The sequence below is a fragment of the Enterobacter sp. SM3 genome (assembly GCF_009811935.2).
GTDB classification, from domain to species: Bacteria; Pseudomonadota; Gammaproteobacteria; order Enterobacterales; family Enterobacteriaceae; genus Enterobacter; species Enterobacter asburiae_D.
The window spans coordinates 3561697-3578779 of sequence record NZ_CP099971.1 but is presented as its reverse complement, the minus strand read 5'-3'; the positions used below and the strand labels follow the sequence as shown (position 1 = coordinate 3578779).

Sequence of the window (17083 nt, the reverse complement as noted above, 5' to 3'; positions counted from 1 at the left end):
AATGAATCTATGTCTGGTGAGTATGTCACACGTCTTTTTCCGCGCCGTACGCGCGGTGTTTTCCTGCAACACGCTTCGCCTGAGCCTGCCCTGTTTATTTCTGGCAGGGTGTGTTTCCCATGCGCCACAAAGTGCCATTAGCGATAAACAAGAAGATAAATGGCCCGATAACCAGCTGGCAGATTTCCTCTCCACCCGCTGTGAAGACATCTGGAACCTGTCAGGACATGACGTTGAAAGCAACCCGCTGTTCTGGCTGCGTGGAATAGACTGCGCCCAGCGTCTTGCGCCGGTAGATGCCCGTTCGAAGGCGGCGATGCTGGATGACGACACCTGGCAGGACGCGTTCAAGCGTGGGATTTTACTCGCAGATGCAAAAATCACCCCCGTTGAACGCCGCGTTAATGTGACCCGACTGGACACGTTTGTGGTCAATCTTCCGGTACAGGTACGCCCGGTATACCAGCTCTGGCGCGATGGGCAGACATTACAGCTTCAGCTGTCTGAAGAGCGCTCCCGCTACAGCAAGCTGCAACAGTCAACCGACAGCGAGCTTGATACGCTGCGTCAACAGCAGCAACATTTACGTACGCAGCTGGATACCACGACGCGTAAGCTGGAGAACCTGACCGATATCGAAAGGCAGCTTTCGTCGCGTAAATATCAGCCGGGGAGTTCATCCGCGGCACCGGACAGCGATACGCCGAAACAAGAGGATGTGAAGCATGACGAGCCGTAAACCTGCCCATCTGTTACTGGTGGATGACGATCCCGGGCTGTTAAAGCTGCTGGGCATGCGTCTGGTGAGTGAAGGCTACAGCGTCGTGACCGCTGAAAGCGGGCTGGAGGGGCTGAAGATCCTCAGCCGCGAGAAAATCGATCTGGTGATAAGCGACCTGCGGATGGACGAAATGGATGGCCTGCAGCTGTTTGCGGAGATCCAGAAGCAGCAGCCGGGTATGCCCGTGATTATCCTGACGGCGCACGGGTCGATCCCGGATGCGGTTGCCGCGACGCAGCAGGGGGTATTCAGCTTCCTGACCAAGCCGGTGGACAAAGACGCGCTCTATAAGGCCATCGACAGCGCGCTGGAACATGCCGCCCCGGCGGGGGATGAAGCGTGGCGGGAGGCCATCGTCACCCGCAGCCCCATTATGCTGCGTCTGCTTGAACAGGCCAGGATGGTGGCGCAGTCCGACGTCAGCGTGCTCATCAACGGCCAGAGCGGAACCGGGAAAGAGATCCTGGCCCAGGCGATCCATAACGCCAGCCCGCGCAGTAAAAACGCCTTTATCGCCATTAACTGCGGTGCGCTTCCGGAACAACTGCTCGAATCTGAACTGTTTGGTCACGCCCGCGGCGCATTCACCGGCGCGGTGAGCAGCCGGGAAGGGCTGTTCCAGGCTGCGGAAGGCGGCACGCTGTTCCTGGACGAGATTGGCGATATGCCCGCGCCGCTGCAGGTCAAACTGCTGCGCGTGCTGCAGGAGCGAAAAGTTCGCCCGCTGGGCAGCAACCGCGACATTGATATTAATGTGCGAATTATTTCCGCCACCCACCGCGATCTGCCAAAAGTGATGGCCCGCAACGAGTTTCGCGAAGATCTCTACTACCGCCTGAACGTGGTGAACCTGAAGATCCCGGCGCTGGCGGAACGGGCGGAAGACATTCCGCTGCTGGCGAACCACCTTTTGCGCCAGGCGGCCGATCGCCATAAACCGTTCGTCCGCGCGTTTTCCACCGATGCGATGAAGCGGCTGATGGCCGCAGGCTGGCCGGGCAACGTGCGCCAGCTGGTGAACGTGATTGAGCAATGCGTGGCGCTGACCTCGTCACCGGTGATCAGCGATGCGCTGGTGGAGCAGGCGCTGGAAGGGGAAAACACGGCCCTGCCGACGTTTGCGGAAGCGCGGAATCAGTTTGAGCTCAACTATCTGCGCAAGCTATTGCAGATCACCAAAGGCAATGTGACCCACGCGGCGCGCATGGCCGGACGCAACCGAACCGAGTTCTACAAGCTGCTGTCGCGCCACGAGCTGGAAGCAAACGATTTTAAAGAGTAATGCCGTATGGTACTGTGAGCAATCGATTACGAGGCAGCTTACAGGCAAGAGTTTAAGGACCCACCATGAAAAAGATTGATGCGATTATTAAACCTTTCAAACTGGATGATGTGCGTGAAGCGCTGGCGGAAGTCGGCATCACCGGGATGACCGTGACGGAAGTGAAAGGTTTTGGTCGTCAGAAGGGCCACACCGAGCTTTACCGTGGCGCAGAGTACATGGTCGACTTTCTGCCGAAAGTAAAAATTGAAATCGTGGTCAGCGACGATATCGTCGATACCTGCGTGGATACCATTATCCGCACCGCGCAGACGGGCAAAATCGGCGACGGTAAAATCTTCGTCTTTGACGTGGCGCGCGTGATCCGTATCCGTACCGGCGAAGAAGACGACGCCGCGATTTAACAATGCCAACGGTTTTGTAGGCCGGGTAAGGCGCAGCCGCCACCCGGCGAAAAAAAGCCCCTCGTTCGAGGGGCTTTTTCATTACAGCACCTTATGCGGCCCGAAACATTCGTAATGTATGTTGTCTTTGTTCACACCCAGCCCCACCAGCTGCTGCGCGGCATACTGCATAAACGCCACCGGCCCGCAGACGTAGAACTGCATGTCCGGCGCGCTAAACGCCCCTTCCATCTGGCTTAAATTCATCAGACCTTCGCTGTCAAACCGTGCGGCTGCGCGGTCTGCATCCGTCGGCAGGCGATACCAGGTGTGCGCGGTGAAGCGCGGCAGGGACGCCCCGAGCGTTTTCACTTCATCCGCAAAGGCGTGTAAGTCACCGTTTTCCGCAGCGTGGAACCAGTTGACCTGCGCACCGTGGTTTGCTTTCGCCAGCGTATCGAGCATCGCCAGCATTGGCGTTTGGCCGACGCCCGCAGAGATCAGCGTAACCGGGGTATTCGCTTCAACGGCCATAAAGAAATCGCCCGCCGGCGCGGCCAGATGAACCACGTCGCCCACGTTAGCTTCGTTGTGGAGCCAGTTGGAGACCTGACCGCCGTCCTCACGCTTCACGGCAATGCGGTAGCCTTTGCCGTTTGGCTTGCGGGTAAGAGAATACTGGCGGATCTCCTGATGCGGGAAGCCTTCAGGCTTCAGCCACACGCCCAGATACTGGCCTGGCTGGTAATCGGCAACCGGCTGTCCGTCCACCGGCTCAAATTCAAAGCTGGTAATTAATGCGCTGCGCGGGGTTTTCTCGACGATGCGGAAGGCTCGCGTGCCTTCCCAGCCGCCGTTCTTGCTGGCGTTTTCGCTGTAGATCTGTGCTTCACGGTTGATAAACACGTTTGCCAGCACGCCGTAGGCTTTACCCCACGCGTCCAGCACCTCCTGGCCCGGGCTGAACATTTCGTCCAGCGTGGCCAGCAGGTGGCTACCCACAATGTTGTACTGCTCGGGTTGGATCTGGAAGCTGGTATGTTTCTGCGCAATCTTTTCTACCGCAGGTAGCAGTGCGGCCAGGTTTTCAATATTACTGGCGTAGGCCGCGATGGCGTTGAACAGCGCTTCGCGCTGATCGCCGTTACGCTGGTTGCTCATGTTGAAAATTTCTTTGAGCTCCGGGTTGTGCGTGAACATGCGATCGTAGAAATGGGCGGTGAGTTTAGGGCCGGTTTCCACCAGCAGGGGAATGGTGGCTTTAACGGTAGCGATGGTTTGGGCGTCGAGCATGAGCGCATCCTTCTGATGTGACTTTAATGATGTATTTTAAATGCATCTTATAAAAAATATCCCTGCGTTGTAAATGGTTCTTTGCAAGATGAAAAATGTGCATCACAAACCTGAAAAGAAATCCGCTGGAAATGACGAGAGCTTTATTCCTCAAACCCTTGCGTGGCGCATAGGAAAACGTTTGCGTAAAATCGTTTGTCAAGACCTGTTATCACAGAACTAATCAGTTATACTGTTGCCCGTCGTCCAACAGGACTGCCTTTTCAGGCCAAAATTTACTTGTTAGCTGAGTCAGGAGATGCGGATGTTAAAGCGTGAAATGAACATTGCCGATTATGATGCCGAACTGTGGCAGGCTATGGAGCAGGAAAAAGTACGTCAGGAAGAGCACATCGAACTGATCGCCTCCGAAAACTACACCAGCCCGCGCGTCATGCAGGCGCAGGGTTCTCAGCTGACTAACAAATATGCTGAAGGTTACCCGGGCAAACGCTACTACGGCGGTTGCGAGTACGTTGATATCGTTGAGCAGCTGGCTATCGACCGTGCGAAAGAACTCTTTGGCGCTGACTACGCGAACGTGCAGCCGCACTCTGGCTCTCAGGCTAACTTCGCGGTCTACACCGCGCTGCTGCAGCCGGGCGATACCGTTCTGGGTATGAACCTGGCGCAGGGTGGCCACCTGACTCACGGCTCCCCGGTTAACTTCTCCGGCAAACTGTACAACATCATCCCTTACGGTATTGATGAGTCCGGTAAAATTGACTACGAAGACATGGCGAAGCAGGCTAAAGAGCACAAACCGAAGATGATCATCGGTGGCTTCTCTGCTTACTCCGGTATCGTTGACTGGGCAAAAATGCGTGAAATCGCGGACAGCATCGGTGCTTACCTGTTCGTTGATATGGCGCACGTTGCGGGCCTGATTGCCGCTGGCGTTTACCCGAACCCGGTTCCACACGCTCACGTTGTGACCACCACCACCCACAAAACCCTGGCGGGTCCACGCGGTGGCCTGATCCTGGCGAAAGGCGGTGACGAAGATCTGTATAAGAAACTGAACTCCGCTGTGTTCCCAAGCGCGCAGGGCGGCCCGCTGATGCACGTTATCGCGGCTAAAGCGGTAGCGCTGAAAGAAGCGATGGAGCCAGAGTTCAAGGTTTATCAGCAGCAGGTTGCTAAAAACGCCAAAGCGATGGTGGAAGTGTTCCTGAACCGTGGCTACAAAGTGGTATCCGGCGGTACCGAAAACCACCTGTTCCTGCTTGATCTGGTTGATAAGAACCTGACCGGTAAAGAAGCTGACGCTGCCCTGGGCCGCGCCAACATCACCGTGAACAAAAACAGCGTGCCAAACGATCCGAAGAGCCCGTTCGTGACCTCCGGTATCCGTATCGGTTCTCCGGCCGTGACTCGCCGCGGCTTTAAAGAAGCGGAAGTGAAAGAGCTGGCTGGCTGGATGTGTGACGTTCTGGACAACATCAATGACGAAGCGGTAATCGAGCGCGTCAAAGGTAAAGTTCTGGATATCTGCGCACGCTTCCCGGTATACGCATAATTCCTCTGCTTTGCAGAAATAAAAAAGGCCGCGCTTGCGGCCTTTTTTTATGGCTTAACGCCGGTCGAGGGAAATGGCCCCCGGTCCGACAATGGCCAGCAAAATAAAGGCGCCAGCAATGCTGACGTTCTTATAGAAGTTAATCATATTTGGCACGACCGCATCACCGGTCATATCCCAGTAGTGGTGTCCAATCACCGCCGTTCCGAGGGTATAGAATACAAACAGTACCGCGAGAGGACGGGTGAAAAAGCCCAGCACGATCAGGATGGCGGCAGGCACTTCCATCACCACCGCAATAATGGCCGCCAGCATGGGCATCGGCGAACCCAGCGAGGTCATATATTGTACGGTGCCGCTAAACCCCGTCAGTTTTGGATAACCAAAGATAATAAACAGTACGACAAGCGCGATGCGGCCAATCAGCAGCAGCAGGTGACGTGACTGACCGAAATCGAAATAACGTAGTGAGTTCATGGCAGAAAAACCTCTGCAAGTGGAGTAATTTAAACGTAATACATATTTTCATTCCCTGCCATAAGCCAGGCGACTGCACAAGATGTTAATTTTTCGTTAATTTATAGCAGGCTATCGACTTGCTTAATTTTTATATTCTCGCCAGACTATGGCCTCGATTTCGGGAGGGATTCATGGTCTTGCATTCCACGCGCTGGCTGGCGCTCAGTTATTTCACCTATTTCTTTAGCTACGGTATTTTTCTGCCCTTCTGGAGCGTCTGGCTCAAGGGTATCGGCCTGACTCCCGAGACCATCGGTGTCCTGTTGGGGGCCGGGCTGGTGGCGCGTTTCCTCGGCAGCCTGCTGATTGCCCCGCGCGTCAGCGATCCCTCCTTGCTGATCAAGGCTGTGCGCATTCTTGCTCTGCTGACGCTGGTCTTTGTTGCCTGCTTCTGGGTCAGCCACCAGTTTGCCTGGCTGATGGTGGTAATGGTCGGCTTTAACCTGTTCTTCTCCCCGCTGGTACCGCTGACGGATGCCCTGGCGAACACCTGGCAAAAGCAGATCACCATGGACTATGGGCGCGTGCGCCTGTGGGGCTCTATTGCCTTTGTGATTGGCTCCGCGCTGGTGGGTAAACTGGTCAGCCTTTACGATTACCGCGCCATTCTCGCCCTGCTGAGTATCGGTATTGCCTCAATGCTGCTGGGTATGCTGCTGCGGCCGTCGATAATGCCGCAGGGGGAAAGCCGCCATCAGGAGAGCGCAGGCTGGCCCGCCTGGCGGAGCCTGGTAGCACAAAGCTGGCGCTTTCTGGCGTGTGTCTGTCTGCTTCAGGGGGCGCATGCGGCGTACTATGGGTTCAGCGCCATCTACTGGCAGGGGGCGGGATATTCTGCTTCCGCCGTGGGCTATCTGTGGTCGCTGGGCGTGGTGGCCGAAGTCATTATCTTCGCCCTGAGCAAGAAGCTGTTCCGTCGCTTTGGCGCGCGAGACCTGCTGCTGCTTTCCGCTGTGTGCGGCGTGGTGCGCTGGGGCATTATGGGCTGGACGACCGAACTGCCGTGGCTGATTGTGGCGCAGATCCTTCACTGCGGTACGTTCACCGTGTGTCATCTGGCGGCGATGCGCTATATCGCTGCGCGCGAGTGCGGGGACGTTATTCGCCTGCAGGCGGTGTATTCGGCGGTTGCAATGGGGGGCAGTATCGCGATCATGACGGTCTTTGCGGGGTTCCTCTACCAGCATCTGGGGCATGGCGTATTCTGGGTGATGGCGCTGGTCGCCTTACCCGCAATCGTTGTTCGCCCTAAAGTGGCCGCTCGCGCGTCGCTATGATTCCAGCATGGCGCGAATATGTTCTTGCTGTTGCGCGTTCAATGTCTCAACGGCATGGATCAGCGGCGGCGAGAACAGCGGCAGGACGGTAGGGTAGGGGGTGATAACCAGCGCGGCCTCGCGCGGTGCCCCCTCTTTCTGGAAAGCCTGCAGCGTCAGATAGCGAATATTGAGCGGCAGCAGCGTCAGCTCGCGAAGCTGCTGTTCAATCAGGTCCTCGCTGGCCTTATCGTCTCCCGTCAGCAGGATCACCTGTTTTTCGTGCAGATCGGTCTCCTGCATCAGCCAGGCACCGAAAATCACCGCGACAAGGCTCATCTCTTCATCAGAAAAACGCAGCCCAAATTCCGCCTCCAGCTCAAACAGCGCTTCCTTTGTGGTGCGTAACAGCCGGGGATAGAGACGATGGATCTCCTCCGGCAGGCTAGTGTCGATGCCGATCTCAAACAGCGAGCGATCCAGCGCCTGAGCAAGATGGATATACAGCTGATCGGTCAGCCCTTGCTCGTCGCTGAAGTTCATCCCGGTCTGCGAGCGAAAACGGGCGACCATGCGCACGATGGCGCGGCGCAAGCGCTGATCCTGCTGGTGTTTATCGAGCACCGGATCGGGCGTGCGGAGCATCATAAACAGCAGCGCCAGAAACAGCTGTTCATCCCCGTGCGCACCCTGCGGCACGCGCCGTCTCCAGTGACGCACAATCTCCTGGGCCGTAAAATATTCCCCTCTCGATTGGGTCCAGCTGCGCTGAACGTGAGAAAACTGTGGCGTATTCCCAAGCTGGTGCTGAATAAGACAGTATTGTAAATAGAGCTGTAAAAACTGGACGTCGCGGCATTCAAACTGGCGCTGCAGCTTGCGTGAGCAGAAGCCGATCAGCGCCCGCAGGTTCGCATCGTCGTAAAGCGGCCGCGCAATGCCGTGTTGTTTAAGCGCGGTTTTTAATGCGGGGGTAAACTGGTGCGAGACAAACTGCGGGCAAAGCCGCAGCGCCCGACGCAGCCAGTGCAGCAGGCATAAACGCTGATTCAGGGCTGTGCCTTCAATCCGGTAGCTGCCGTCGTGATGCGTGACGATGTCCAGCCGGTGATAGCGCTGGATTTCATCGCGCGTCTCGGCTATATCTTGCCGTGCCATCGCGTCGTCAACCCCGTTGGCAGCAATGATGCTCTGTGCGGTGACGGCAGCATCGGGCAGGTAAAGCATCAAAAGCACCTGGCAGCGGCGCTGCGAACTGGAAAGCACAGATGGAATTTCAAGCGTCGTCATCATCTGTCGGGTATCCAGTGTGAATGTTTGATAAGAATAGCTAAAGGATGAGCGCTGAAAAGCGCGCCGGCAGGCCTTTCACTCAGGATTGCTGGGGAACATCACAGAATTTTTGACGTGAGGAATTGATGCAAACAGTTAAACAAAGTGCGATGGCGGTATTTTTGGCGGCTATCAGCTTCACCGCCAGCGCACACCCTCACAGTTTTATTGACCTCCAGACGGAGCTGGTCACCGACGGCACGCAGCTGAGCGGCCTGAAGATGCGCTGGACGATGGATGAAATCACCTCGGCCGATCTGCTCTACGATGCGGGAAACGCGAAGCCCGGCGACGAAATCTGGAAAAAGCTGGCGGCGGAAGTGATGGCCAACGTGCTCGGCCAGCACTACTTCACGGAATTCTGGCACAACGGGCAGAAGGTCAAATTTCTTAACCGGCCAACGGAATACGGTATGACGCGTGACGGGCATCAGGCGGTGCTGACGTTCGTGCTTCCTCTGGCGCATCCGCAGCCGCTGGTGGGGCAAACGTACCGCTTTTCCACCTTTGACCCTACCTACTATGTCGACATGCGCTACGACAAAGACAGCGACGTACGGCTGCCGGATGCTTTGCAAAAAAACTGCAAAATTGGCGTGCACACCCCGAAACCCAGCGAGGAGACGCTGAACTTTGCAGTCTCGCTTGATAAAGAAGATGCACCGCCTGAGGACATGGAGTTGGGTAAACAGTTCGCGCAGGAGGTGACGTTACAATGTCAGTGATCTCCTCTCCGGTTCGGAAACCGCGCCGCTGGCTTCACCTCTGGCCGCTGGCGCTCTTTTTGCTGTTCGCCGTTTGCGGCGCCCTGTGGCTGTGGCAGGCCTGGCCGCAGGTGATGATGAAAAGCATTGTCTGGCAGCGTGAGGTCAACCAGCAGATGAGCGGTCTGCTGAAGGCGGTGGCGGAGAACCCGACCAAAGCGGGTGGTTCCCTGCTGGCATTCAGCTTTATCTATGGCGTTCTGCACGCGCTGGGTCCGGGGCACGGCAAAATTGTCATCACAACCTGGCTCGCCACACATCCGTCGAAGCTCAAATCGAGTATCGGCCTGACGCTGGCCTCCTCGCTGCTTCAGGGCAGCGTGGCGATTGCGCTCGTCGTGGTGGTGCTTTCGCTGTTACAGCTTCCCGCGCGCCAGCTGCACCTGAGCAGCTTCTGGCTGGAGAAGGGGAGCTACGCGCTGGTGGGCGTGCTGGGGCTGATCCTCTGCTGGCGGGCGCTGAAAAAGCTGCGCGTGCTGCTGCAAAAACCGAAATTCAAAACCTTTACGCCGCACCACGTTCATGATGCAAACTGCGGCTGCGGACATCAGCATTTGCCCACGCAGGAACAGTTGCAGAACGGCGACGACTGGCGCGCGCGGCTGATGATTGTTCTCTCGATGGGCATGCGCCCGTGTTCGGGGGCAATCATGGTACTGCTGTTCAGTAAGGTGATAGGCGTGTTTGGCTGGGGAATGCTGTCCGCGCTGGCGATGGCGGCAGGAACGTCTCTCACTATTTCGTCGTTAGCGCTGCTGGTACACAGCTTCCGTCAGCTGGCGGTCAAATTCAGCGGCAATAAAACGCCGGTATTGTGGCGACAGGTCGGGTGGACAACGCTCGCGCTGGCGGGCGGGGTGATTCTGCTGGTAGCGGCGGTGACGATGTGGATGAGCGCGGTGCCGGTAGGAAGGGGATTACGACCTTTCTAACGTACTGAGGGGTTTTGTAGGCCCGGTAAGCGTAGCGCCACCGGGCTTAACAAACTGGATTAACGCTTCAGCGCATCGCTCAGTTCATCACGCATGTTTGCCAGCATGGCTTTAACAACGCGTGGGTTACCCGCAACGATGTTGCCGGTAGACATATAGTTATGGCCGCCGGTGAAATCACACACGATGGCGCCTGCTTCACGTGCGATCAGCTCGCCCGCAGCAAAGTCCCACGGCTTCAGTGACAGCTCGAAGTAACCGTCAACGCGGCCGGTTGCCACGTAGGCCAGATCCAGCGCAGCAGAACCGGTGCGACGGAAGTCCGCGCATTCCGTGAACAGTTTGCCCAGGATATTCATATAGGTGGTCGCGTGCTGTTTCGCCTTGAACGGGAAACCGGTCGCCAGGATGGTGCCGTCCAGATCGCGTGCGTTGCTGCAGCGCAGACGGTAGCCATTCAGCTGTGCGCCCTGACCGCGGGTAGCGGTGAACAGTTCGTTACGCATTGGATCGTAAACAACGGCGACTTCAGTACGGCCTTTAATGCGTACTGCGATAGACACAGAGAAGTGTGGCAGGCGTTTGACGAAGTTGGTGGTGCCATCCAGTGGATCGATAACCCATTGAACATCCTGATCGGTACCTTCATGTTCACCGCTTTCTTCGGTGATGATGGTGTGCTGTGGGTAAGATTTGCGGATCGTTTCGATAATAATCGCTTCTGCGGCTTTATCGACGTTAGTCACGAAATCATTGCTGCCTTTCTGGCTGGTTTCTACGGAGTCTGGCGTTTCGTAGTGTTTGGCAATTACATTACCCGCCTTGCGCGCTGCGCGCACGGCGATGGTCAGCATCGGATGCATCGGTCTCTCTCACTGGATGTTAAAGAACAGGAAAATCGGCGCAGAGTATAGCAGTGGGATCGGATTATGTCTCCCGTTTATGATAATATGCCCGAATATTCTTCAGACGCTGAATTCAGACATTAAAAATTATGCTGCAAAACATTCGAATCGTGCTGGTCGAAACATCGCACACCGGCAACATGGGCTCCGTTGCCCGCGCTATGAAAACCATGGGCTTAACAAACCTGTGGCTGGTTAACCCGCTGGTGAAACCAGACTCGCAGGCCATCGCCCTGGCGGCCGGTGCCAGCGACGTGATCGGCAACGCCCAGATCGTCGACACCCTTGACGAAGCGCTGGCCGGTTGCAGCCTCGTTGTCGGCACGAGCGCGCGTTCACGCACGCTGCCGTGGCCGATGCTGGATCCGCGCGAATGCGGCCTGAAAAGTGTCTCAGAAGCGGAGCAGGCCCCGGTTGCGCTGGTGTTTGGCCGCGAGCGCGTTGGCCTGACCAACGACGAGCTGCAGAAGTGCCACTATCACGTTGCCATCGCGGCGAACCCGGAATACAGCTCGCTGAACCTGGCGATGGCGGTGCAGGTTATCGCCTATGAAGTGCGTATGGCGTGGCTGGCGACGCAGGAGAAACCGGTCGAACCGAAAGAAGAGACGGCCTACCCGCTGGTGGACGATCTTGAGCGCTTCTACGGTCACCTGGAGCAGACGCTGCTCTCAACCGGCTTTATCCGTGAAGGCCACCCGGGCCAGGTAATGAACAAGCTGCGCCGTATGTTTACCCGCGCGCGCCCGGAAAGCCAGGAGCTCAACATCCTGCGCGGAATTCTGGCGTCGATTGAGCAGAAGAATAAGGAATAGTGTCGTCTGTTCGCCGGGTGGCGCTTCGCTTACCCGGCCTACAAAACCGTAGGTCGGGTAAGCGAAGCGCCACCCGACAAAAAACGGCACGGAAGGTTAAATACCTGACTAAAACAGTCAAGTAAATAGTTGACCATTTTAGTCAGGAATGTCAGACTTGGCCCTGCTATGCAATACCCCATTTTACTATAAAAAACCCCGGGCAGGGGCGAGTTTGAGGTTAAGTAAGACATGAGACTGACATCTAAAGGGCGTTATGCCGTGACCGCGATGCTGGACGTTGCGCTCAACTCCGAAGCGGGCCCGGTTCCGTTGGCTGATATTTCTGAACGACAAGGGATCTCCCTCTCTTATCTGGAACAGCTGTTCTCCAGACTGCGTAAAAATGGACTGGTTTCCAGCGTTCGTGGCCCAGGCGGCGGTTATCTGCTGGGTAAAGACGCGGGCAGTATTGCAGTTGGTGAAGTGATTAGCGCAGTTGACGAATCCGTTGACGCGACCCGTTGCCAGGGTAAAGGCGGCTGCCAGGGCGGCGACAAATGCCTGACCCACGCGCTGTGGCGCGATCTGAGCGACCGTCTCACCGGCTTCCTGAACAACATCACCCTGGGTGAACTGGTCAATAACCAGGAAGTTCTGGATGTCTCTGGTCGTCAGCACGGTCAGGATTCCCAACGCAGCACCCGCGCGCAGGACGCTATCGACGTCAAACTGCGCGCGTAATAAAACGATAAAGATTTCAGAATCAGGCCGGGGCGGTCACGCCCCGCGTACTCGGTCGTACATCCAGCCGGTTGCCTGATTCCTTGCATTGAAGCGATGTACGGAGTTTAAAGAGCAATGAAATTACCGATTTATCTCGATTACTCCGCAACCACGCCGGTGGACCCGCGTGTTGCCGAGAAAATGATGCAGTGTCTGACCCTGGACGGAAACTTTGGTAACCCAGCTTCCCGTTCACACCGTTTTGGCTGGCATGCTGAAGAGGCGGTTGATATCGCCCGTAATCAGATCGCCGACCTGGTGGGTGCCGACCCGCGTGAGATTGTTTTCACCTCCGGTGCGACCGAATCCGACAACCTGGCGATCAAAGGTGCAGCCAACTTTTATCAGAAAAAAGGCAAGCACATCATCACCAGCAAAACCGAACATAAAGCCGTGCTGGACACCTGCCGCCAGCTGGAGCGTGAAGGGTACGAAGTAACCTATCTCGCCCCACAGAGCAACGGTATTATTGACCTCAAAGAGCTCGAAGCGGCCATGCGTGATGACACCATTCTGGTTTCCATCATGCACGTCAACAACGAAATCGGCGTGGTACAGGACATCGCGACCATCGGCGAAATGTGCCGCGCGCGCGGTATCATCTATCACGTGGACGCGACCCAGAGCGTGGGCAAACTGCCTATCGACCTGAGCCAGCTGAAAGTGGACCTGATGTCCTTCTCTGGCCACAAAATCTATGGCCCGAAAGGCATCGGCGCGCTGTACGTTCGTCGTAAGCCACGTATCCGCATCGAAGCACAGATGCACGGCGGCGGTCACGAGCGCGGCATGCGTTCCGGTACGCTGCCTGTCCACCAGATCGTGGGCATGGGCGAAGCGTACCGCATTGCAAAAGAAGAGATGGAAACCGAGATGGCGCGCCTGCGCACGCTGCGTAACCGTCTGTGGGACGGCGTGAAAGATATGGAAGAAGTGTATCTGAACGGCGATCTCGAGCAGGGCGCTCCGAACATCCTCAACGTCAGCTTCAACTATGTTGAAGGCGAATCGCTGATCATGGCGCTGAAAGACCTGGCCGTTTCTTCCGGTTCTGCCTGTACGTCTGCAAGCCTGGAGCCATCCTACGTGCTGCGCGCGCTGGGCATGACCGACGAGCTGGCACACAGCTCTATCCGTTTCTCTTTAGGTCGTTTCACTACCGAAGAAGAGATTGACTACACCATCAAGCTGGTTCGCAACTCCATCGGCCGTCTGCGCGACCTTTCTCCACTGTGGGAAATGTTCAAGCAGGGCGTGGATCTGAACAGCATTGAATGGTCACATCACTAATCGGTACATAAGGAGAATTCAATCATGGCATACAGCGAAAAAGTCATCGATCATTACGAAAACCCGCGCAACGTTGGCTCTTTTGACAACAGCGACGAATCTGTCGGTAGCGGCATGGTTGGCGCACCGGCGTGTGGCGACGTGATGAAGTTGCAGATTAAAGTCAACAATGAAGGTATCATTGAGGACGCGCGCTTCAAGACCTACGGCTGCGGTTCTGCTATCGCGTCCAGCTCCCTGGTTACCGAATGGGTGAAGGGCAAGTCTCTGGACGAAGCACAGGCAATCAAGAACACGGATATTGCTGAAGAACTCGAACTGCCACCGGTGAAAATTCACTGTTCAATTCTGGCAGAAGACGCGATCAAAGCCGCCATTGCGGATTACAAAAGCAAACGTGAAGCAAAATAATTGAGGTTTGAGTATGTCGATTACCCTTAGCGACAGCGCTGCCGCGCGAGTAAGCTCTTTTCTGGCGAACCGTGGTAAAGGCTTTGGCCTGCGACTGGGCGTACGTACCTCCGGCTGTTCTGGTATGGCTTACGTACTGGAGTTTGTTGATGAACCGGCGTCTGACGACACCGTGTTTGAAGACAAGGGCGTGAAGGTGGTGGTCGATGGCAAAAGCCTGCAATTCCTCAACGGCACTCAGCTGGACTTCGTTAAAGAAGGCCTGAACGAAGGGTTCAAATTCACGAACCCGAACGTCAAAGACGAGTGTGGTTGCGGCGAAAGCTTCCACGTTTAACCGCGCGTCATCCGAAACCCCACCGTGGCGTACCCGCTACGCGTGGGGTTTGTTCTAACAGGCTACCCCTGAGATTGTTATGGATTACTTCACTCTCTTCGGACTACCCGCTCATTACCCGATTGATCTGCAGGCGCTGACGATCCGCTTTCAGGATCTGCAGCGTCAGTATCATCCGGATAAATTCGCCAGTGGTACTCAGTCAGAGCAACTGGCTGCGGTCTCGCACTCTGCGACCATCAACCAGGCCTGGCAGACGCTGCGCCATCCGCTGAGCCGTGCTGAGTACCTGCTTTCGCTGCACGGTTTCGACCTGGCGAGCGAACAGCATACCGTGCGCGACACCGCGTTTCTGATGGAACAGCTGGAGCTTCGCGAAGAGCTGGATGAGATTGAACAGGCCAAAGACGAAGCGCGTCTGGAAAGCTTCATCACGCGCGTGAAGGGCATGTTCGATACCCGCCATCACCAGATGGTGGAGCAACTGAACAACGAGACCTGGGACGCGGCGGCAGATACTGTGCGCAAACTCCGTTTTCTCGATAAACTGCGAAGCAGTGCTGAACAACTCGAAGAAAAGCTGCTCGATTTTTAATTTCGGAAGCAATTATGGCCTTATTACAAATTAGTGAGCCTGGCTTAAGTGCCGCACCGCACCAGCGTCGTCTGGCGGTGGGTATCGATCTGGGCACCACCAATTCCCTCGTGGCGACCGTGCGCAGCGGCCAGGCGGAAACGCTGGCCGACGAGCAGGGCCGCCATCTGCTGCCTTCCGTAGTCCACTACCAGCAGCAGGGTCACGCGGTCGGCTATGACGCTCGCGCCAACGCCGCGCGCGATCCGGCCAACACCATCAGCTCCGTAAAGCGCATGATGGGCCGCTCGCTGACCGATATTCAGACCCGCTATCCGCATCTGCCGTATCAGCTGCAGGCCAGTGAAAACGGCCTGCCGATGATCGCGACCGCGGCCGGTCTGCTGAACCCGATTCGCGTTTCCTCCGACATCCTCAAAGCGCTGGCGGCGCGCGCGACGGCGACGCTCGGCGGCGATCTGGACGGCGTAGTCATTACCGTTCCGGCCTATTTTGACGATGCACAGCGTCAGGGCACCAAAGACGCCGCGCGTCTGGCGGGCCTGCACGTGCTGCGCCTGCTGAACGAACCGACGGCGGCGGCGATTGCCTACGGCCTCGACTCCGGTCAGGAAGGGGTCATTGCAGTTTACGATCTTGGCGGCGGTACTTTTGATATCTCGATCCTGCGCTTAAGCCGCGGGGTGTTTGAAGTGCTGGCGACTGGCGGGGATTCCGCGCTGGGCGGCGATGACTTCGACCATCTGCTGGCTGACTACATTCGCGAGCAGGCGGGCATCAGCGATCGCAGCGATGCGCGCGTGCAGCGTGAACTGCTGGATGCAGCCATCGACGCAAAAATCGCCCTGAGCGATGCGCAGACGGTTACCGTTAACGTTGCGGGCTGGCAGGGTGACATCACCCGCGACCAGTTCGACGACCTGATTGCCTCCCTGGTGAAACGCACGCTGCTGGCCTGCCGTCGCGCATTGAAAGATGCGGGCGTTGAGGCGAGCGAGGTGCTGGAAGTGGTCATGGTGGGCGGTTCGACCCGCGTGCCGCTGGTGCGTGAGCGCGTGGGCGAATTCTTTGGCCGCACGCCGCTGACCTCCATCGACCCGGATAAAGTGGTTGCCGTGGGCGCTGCAATCCAGGCCGATATTCTGGTCGGCAACAAGCCGGACAGCGAAATGCTGCTGCTGGACGTCATCCCGCTGTCGCTGGGGTTAGAAACCATGGGCGGCCTGGTAGAGAAAGTTATCCCGCGTAACACCACCATTCCGGTTGCGCGCGCGCAGGAGTTTACCACCTTCAAAGACGGCCAGACCGCGATGTCCATCCACGTGATGCAGGGCGAACGCGAGCTGGTGCAGGACTGCCGCTCTCTGGCGCGCTTTGCGCTGCGCGGTATTCCGGCGCTGCCTGCAGGCGGGGCGCATATTCGCGTTACCTTCCAGGTGGATGCGGACGGCCTGCTGAGCGTCACGGCGATGGAAAAATCCACCGGCGTGGAATCGTCCATCCAGGTGAAGCCGTCCTACGGCCTGACCGATGGCGAAATCGCCTCCATGATTCAGGACTCAATGAGCTACGCCGAGCAGGATGTGAAGGCGCGTATGCTGGCTGAACAGAAAGTTGAAGCCGCCCGCGTGCTGGAAAGCCTGAACGGCGCGCTTGCTGCCGATGCCGCGCTGTTAAGCGCCGCTGAGCGTCAGGTGATTGACGATGCTGCCGCGCACTTAAGCGCTGTCGCAGTAGGCGATGACGCTGACGCAATAGAAGAAGCCATTAAAAACGTTGATAAACAAACCCAGGACTTTGCTGCTCGCCGCATGGACAAATCTGTCCGCGTCGCGCTGAAAGGCCAGTCCGTGGACGAGGTTTAA

Annotated in this window: 18 protein-coding genes; 14 read left to right on the top strand and 4 right to left on the bottom strand. The window is 56.9% G+C overall.

The genetic code is table 11. The features are described from left to right. Nucleotide 1: 1 nt before the first annotated feature. The 3 genes from qseG to glnB all read left to right on the top strand — a co-directional run bounded on the left by qseG (nucleotide 2) and on the right by glnB (nucleotide 2467). On the top strand, nucleotides 2-739 hold the full coding sequence (qseG, locus tag GVO84_RS16700) for a two-component system QseEF-associated lipoprotein QseG (protein WP_159514703.1): 738 nt from the start codon (nucleotides 2-4) through the stop codon (nucleotides 737-739). Continuing rightward, complete coding sequence (gene glrR, locus GVO84_RS16695) at nucleotides 726-2063, top strand: two-component system response regulator GlrR (RefSeq protein WP_159514702.1); 1338 nt, start codon at nucleotides 726-728, stop codon at nucleotides 2061-2063. The genes qseG and glrR overlap by 14 nt, the downstream gene beginning before the upstream one ends. Nucleotides 2064-2128: 65 nt before the next feature. Continuing rightward, complete coding sequence (glnB, locus tag GVO84_RS16690) at nucleotides 2129-2467, top strand: nitrogen regulatory protein P-II (protein WP_003860685.1); 339 nt, start codon at nucleotides 2129-2131, stop codon at nucleotides 2465-2467. 81 nt (nucleotides 2468-2548) lie between these two features. Here glnB and hmpA read toward each other — a convergent pair whose 3' ends face one another. Further along, nucleotides 2549-3739 (bottom strand): NO-inducible flavohemoprotein, encoded by a 1191-nt coding sequence (hmpA, locus tag GVO84_RS16685; protein ID WP_159514701.1) that lies wholly within the window; start codon nucleotides 3737-3739, stop codon nucleotides 2549-2551. 304 nt (nucleotides 3740-4043) lie between these two features. Here hmpA and glyA point away from each other — a divergent pair, with 304 nt between their 5' ends. Then, entirely contained in the window at nucleotides 4044-5297 is a 1254-nt protein-coding gene (glyA, locus tag GVO84_RS16680) for a serine hydroxymethyltransferase (protein WP_029741146.1), read from the top strand. 54 nt (nucleotides 5298-5351) lie between these two features. On the opposite strand, the gene GVO84_RS16675 is transcribed toward glyA, so the two are convergent. After that, a complete protein-coding gene (locus tag GVO84_RS16675) occupies nucleotides 5352-5774 on the bottom strand; it encodes a DoxX family protein (protein WP_159514700.1) in 423 nt (140 codons plus the stop codon). Nucleotides 5775-5947: 173 nt separating this feature from the next. Here GVO84_RS16675 and GVO84_RS16670 point away from each other — a divergent pair, with 173 nt between their 5' ends. Beyond that, on the top strand, nucleotides 5948-7093 hold the full coding sequence (locus GVO84_RS16670; RefSeq protein ID WP_159514699.1) for a 3-phenylpropionate MFS transporter: 1146 nt from the start codon (nucleotides 5948-5950) through the stop codon (nucleotides 7091-7093). On the opposite strand, the gene csiE is transcribed toward GVO84_RS16670, so the two are convergent. Continuing rightward, on the bottom strand, nucleotides 7088-8365 hold the full coding sequence (csiE, locus tag GVO84_RS16665) for a stationary phase inducible protein CsiE (protein ID WP_121425139.1): 1278 nt from the start codon (nucleotides 8363-8365) through the stop codon (nucleotides 7088-7090). The genes GVO84_RS16670 and csiE overlap by 6 nt on opposite strands. 125 nt (nucleotides 8366-8490) lie before the next feature. Here csiE and GVO84_RS16660 point away from each other — a divergent pair, with 125 nt between their 5' ends. Together GVO84_RS16660 and GVO84_RS16655 are read left to right on the top strand one after the other, a co-directional pair. Beyond that, on the top strand, nucleotides 8491-9129 hold the full coding sequence (locus GVO84_RS16660; RefSeq protein WP_159514698.1) for a DUF1007 family protein: 639 nt from the start codon (nucleotides 8491-8493) through the stop codon (nucleotides 9127-9129). Further along, complete coding sequence (locus GVO84_RS16655) at nucleotides 9120-10100, top strand: nickel/cobalt transporter (protein ID WP_159514697.1); 981 nt, start codon at nucleotides 9120-9122, stop codon at nucleotides 10098-10100. Before GVO84_RS16660 ends, GVO84_RS16655 begins: the two co-directional genes overlap by 10 nt. A 59-nt stretch (nucleotides 10101-10159) precedes the next feature. On the opposite strand, the gene suhB is transcribed toward GVO84_RS16655, so the two are convergent. After that, nucleotides 10160-10963: an inositol-1-monophosphatase gene (gene suhB, locus GVO84_RS16650; RefSeq protein WP_003860668.1), complete on the bottom strand. Its 804-nt coding sequence runs from the start codon at nucleotides 10961-10963 to the stop codon at nucleotides 10160-10162. Between the two features lie 131 nt (nucleotides 10964-11094). Here suhB and trmJ point away from each other — a divergent pair, with 131 nt between their 5' ends. The 7 genes from trmJ to hscA all read left to right on the top strand — a co-directional run bounded on the left by trmJ (nucleotide 11095) and on the right by hscA (nucleotide 17083). After that, nucleotides 11095-11820 (top strand): tRNA (cytosine(32)/uridine(32)-2'-O)-methyltransferase TrmJ, encoded by a 726-nt coding sequence (gene trmJ, locus GVO84_RS16645; protein WP_023333041.1) that lies wholly within the window; start codon nucleotides 11095-11097, stop codon nucleotides 11818-11820. 231 nt (nucleotides 11821-12051) lie between these two features. Beyond that, the gene (gene iscR, locus GVO84_RS16640) at nucleotides 12052-12543 is read left to right on the top strand and encodes a Fe-S cluster assembly transcriptional regulator IscR (protein ID WP_023308826.1); all 492 of its coding nucleotides are present in this window, start codon (nucleotides 12052-12054) and stop codon (nucleotides 12541-12543) included. A gap of 117 nt (nucleotides 12544-12660) precedes the next feature. Then, complete coding sequence (gene iscS / locus GVO84_RS16635; protein WP_008502157.1) at nucleotides 12661-13875, top strand: cysteine desulfurase; 1215 nt, start codon at nucleotides 12661-12663, stop codon at nucleotides 13873-13875. Nucleotides 13876-13899: 24 nt separating this feature from the next. Further along, the gene (gene iscU, locus GVO84_RS16630; RefSeq protein WP_003860661.1) at nucleotides 13900-14286 is read left to right on the top strand and encodes a Fe-S cluster assembly scaffold IscU; all 387 of its coding nucleotides are present in this window, start codon (nucleotides 13900-13902) and stop codon (nucleotides 14284-14286) included. A gap of 13 nt (nucleotides 14287-14299) precedes the next feature. Next, nucleotides 14300-14623, top strand: coding sequence for an iron-sulfur cluster assembly protein IscA (iscA, locus tag GVO84_RS16625; RefSeq protein ID WP_003860659.1), 324 nt, complete (start codon nucleotides 14300-14302; stop codon nucleotides 14621-14623). A 79-nt stretch (nucleotides 14624-14702) separates the two neighbouring features. Beyond that, nucleotides 14703-15218 carry a co-chaperone HscB gene (gene hscB / locus GVO84_RS16620; RefSeq protein ID WP_159514696.1) on the top strand — a complete coding sequence of 172 codons (516 nt, stop codon included), beginning with the start codon at nucleotides 14703-14705 and terminating at the stop codon, nucleotides 15216-15218. Between the two features lie 14 nt (nucleotides 15219-15232). After that, nucleotides 15233-17083, top strand: a complete 1851-nt coding sequence (gene hscA / locus GVO84_RS16615) for a Fe-S protein assembly chaperone HscA (RefSeq protein ID WP_159514695.1) — start codon at nucleotides 15233-15235, stop codon at nucleotides 17081-17083.

Coding starts and splice junctions, on each gene's coding strand:
- qseG (WP_159514703.1), top strand. CDS start 2: ATGAATCTATGTCTGGTGAGTATGTCACACGTCTTTTTCCGCGCCGTA.
- glrR (WP_159514702.1), top strand. CDS start 726: ATGACGAGCCGTAAACCTGCCCATCTGTTACTGGTGGATGACGATCCC.
- glnB (WP_003860685.1), top strand. CDS start 2,129: ATGAAAAAGATTGATGCGATTATTAAACCTTTCAAACTGGATGATGTG.
- hmpA (WP_159514701.1), bottom strand. CDS start 3,739: ATGCTCGACGCCCAAACCATCGCTACCGTTAAAGCCACCATTCCCCTG.
- glyA (WP_029741146.1), top strand. CDS start 4,044: ATGTTAAAGCGTGAAATGAACATTGCCGATTATGATGCCGAACTGTGG.
- GVO84_RS16675 (WP_159514700.1), bottom strand. CDS start 5,774: ATGAACTCACTACGTTATTTCGATTTCGGTCAGTCACGTCACCTGCTG.
- GVO84_RS16670 (WP_159514699.1), top strand. CDS start 5,948: ATGGTCTTGCATTCCACGCGCTGGCTGGCGCTCAGTTATTTCACCTAT.
- csiE (WP_121425139.1), bottom strand. CDS start 8,365: ATGATGACGACGCTTGAAATTCCATCTGTGCTTTCCAGTTCGCAGCGC.
- GVO84_RS16660 (WP_159514698.1), top strand. CDS start 8,491: ATGCAAACAGTTAAACAAAGTGCGATGGCGGTATTTTTGGCGGCTATC.
- GVO84_RS16655 (WP_159514697.1), top strand. CDS start 9,120: ATGTCAGTGATCTCCTCTCCGGTTCGGAAACCGCGCCGCTGGCTTCAC.
- suhB (WP_003860668.1), bottom strand. CDS start 10,963: ATGCATCCGATGCTGACCATCGCCGTGCGCGCAGCGCGCAAGGCGGGT.
- trmJ (WP_023333041.1), top strand. CDS start 11,095: ATGCTGCAAAACATTCGAATCGTGCTGGTCGAAACATCGCACACCGGC.
- iscR (WP_023308826.1), top strand. CDS start 12,052: ATGAGACTGACATCTAAAGGGCGTTATGCCGTGACCGCGATGCTGGAC.
- iscS (WP_008502157.1), top strand. CDS start 12,661: ATGAAATTACCGATTTATCTCGATTACTCCGCAACCACGCCGGTGGAC.
- iscU (WP_003860661.1), top strand. CDS start 13,900: ATGGCATACAGCGAAAAAGTCATCGATCATTACGAAAACCCGCGCAAC.
- iscA (WP_003860659.1), top strand. CDS start 14,300: ATGTCGATTACCCTTAGCGACAGCGCTGCCGCGCGAGTAAGCTCTTTT.
- hscB (WP_159514696.1), top strand. CDS start 14,703: ATGGATTACTTCACTCTCTTCGGACTACCCGCTCATTACCCGATTGAT.
- hscA (WP_159514695.1), top strand. CDS start 15,233: ATGGCCTTATTACAAATTAGTGAGCCTGGCTTAAGTGCCGCACCGCAC.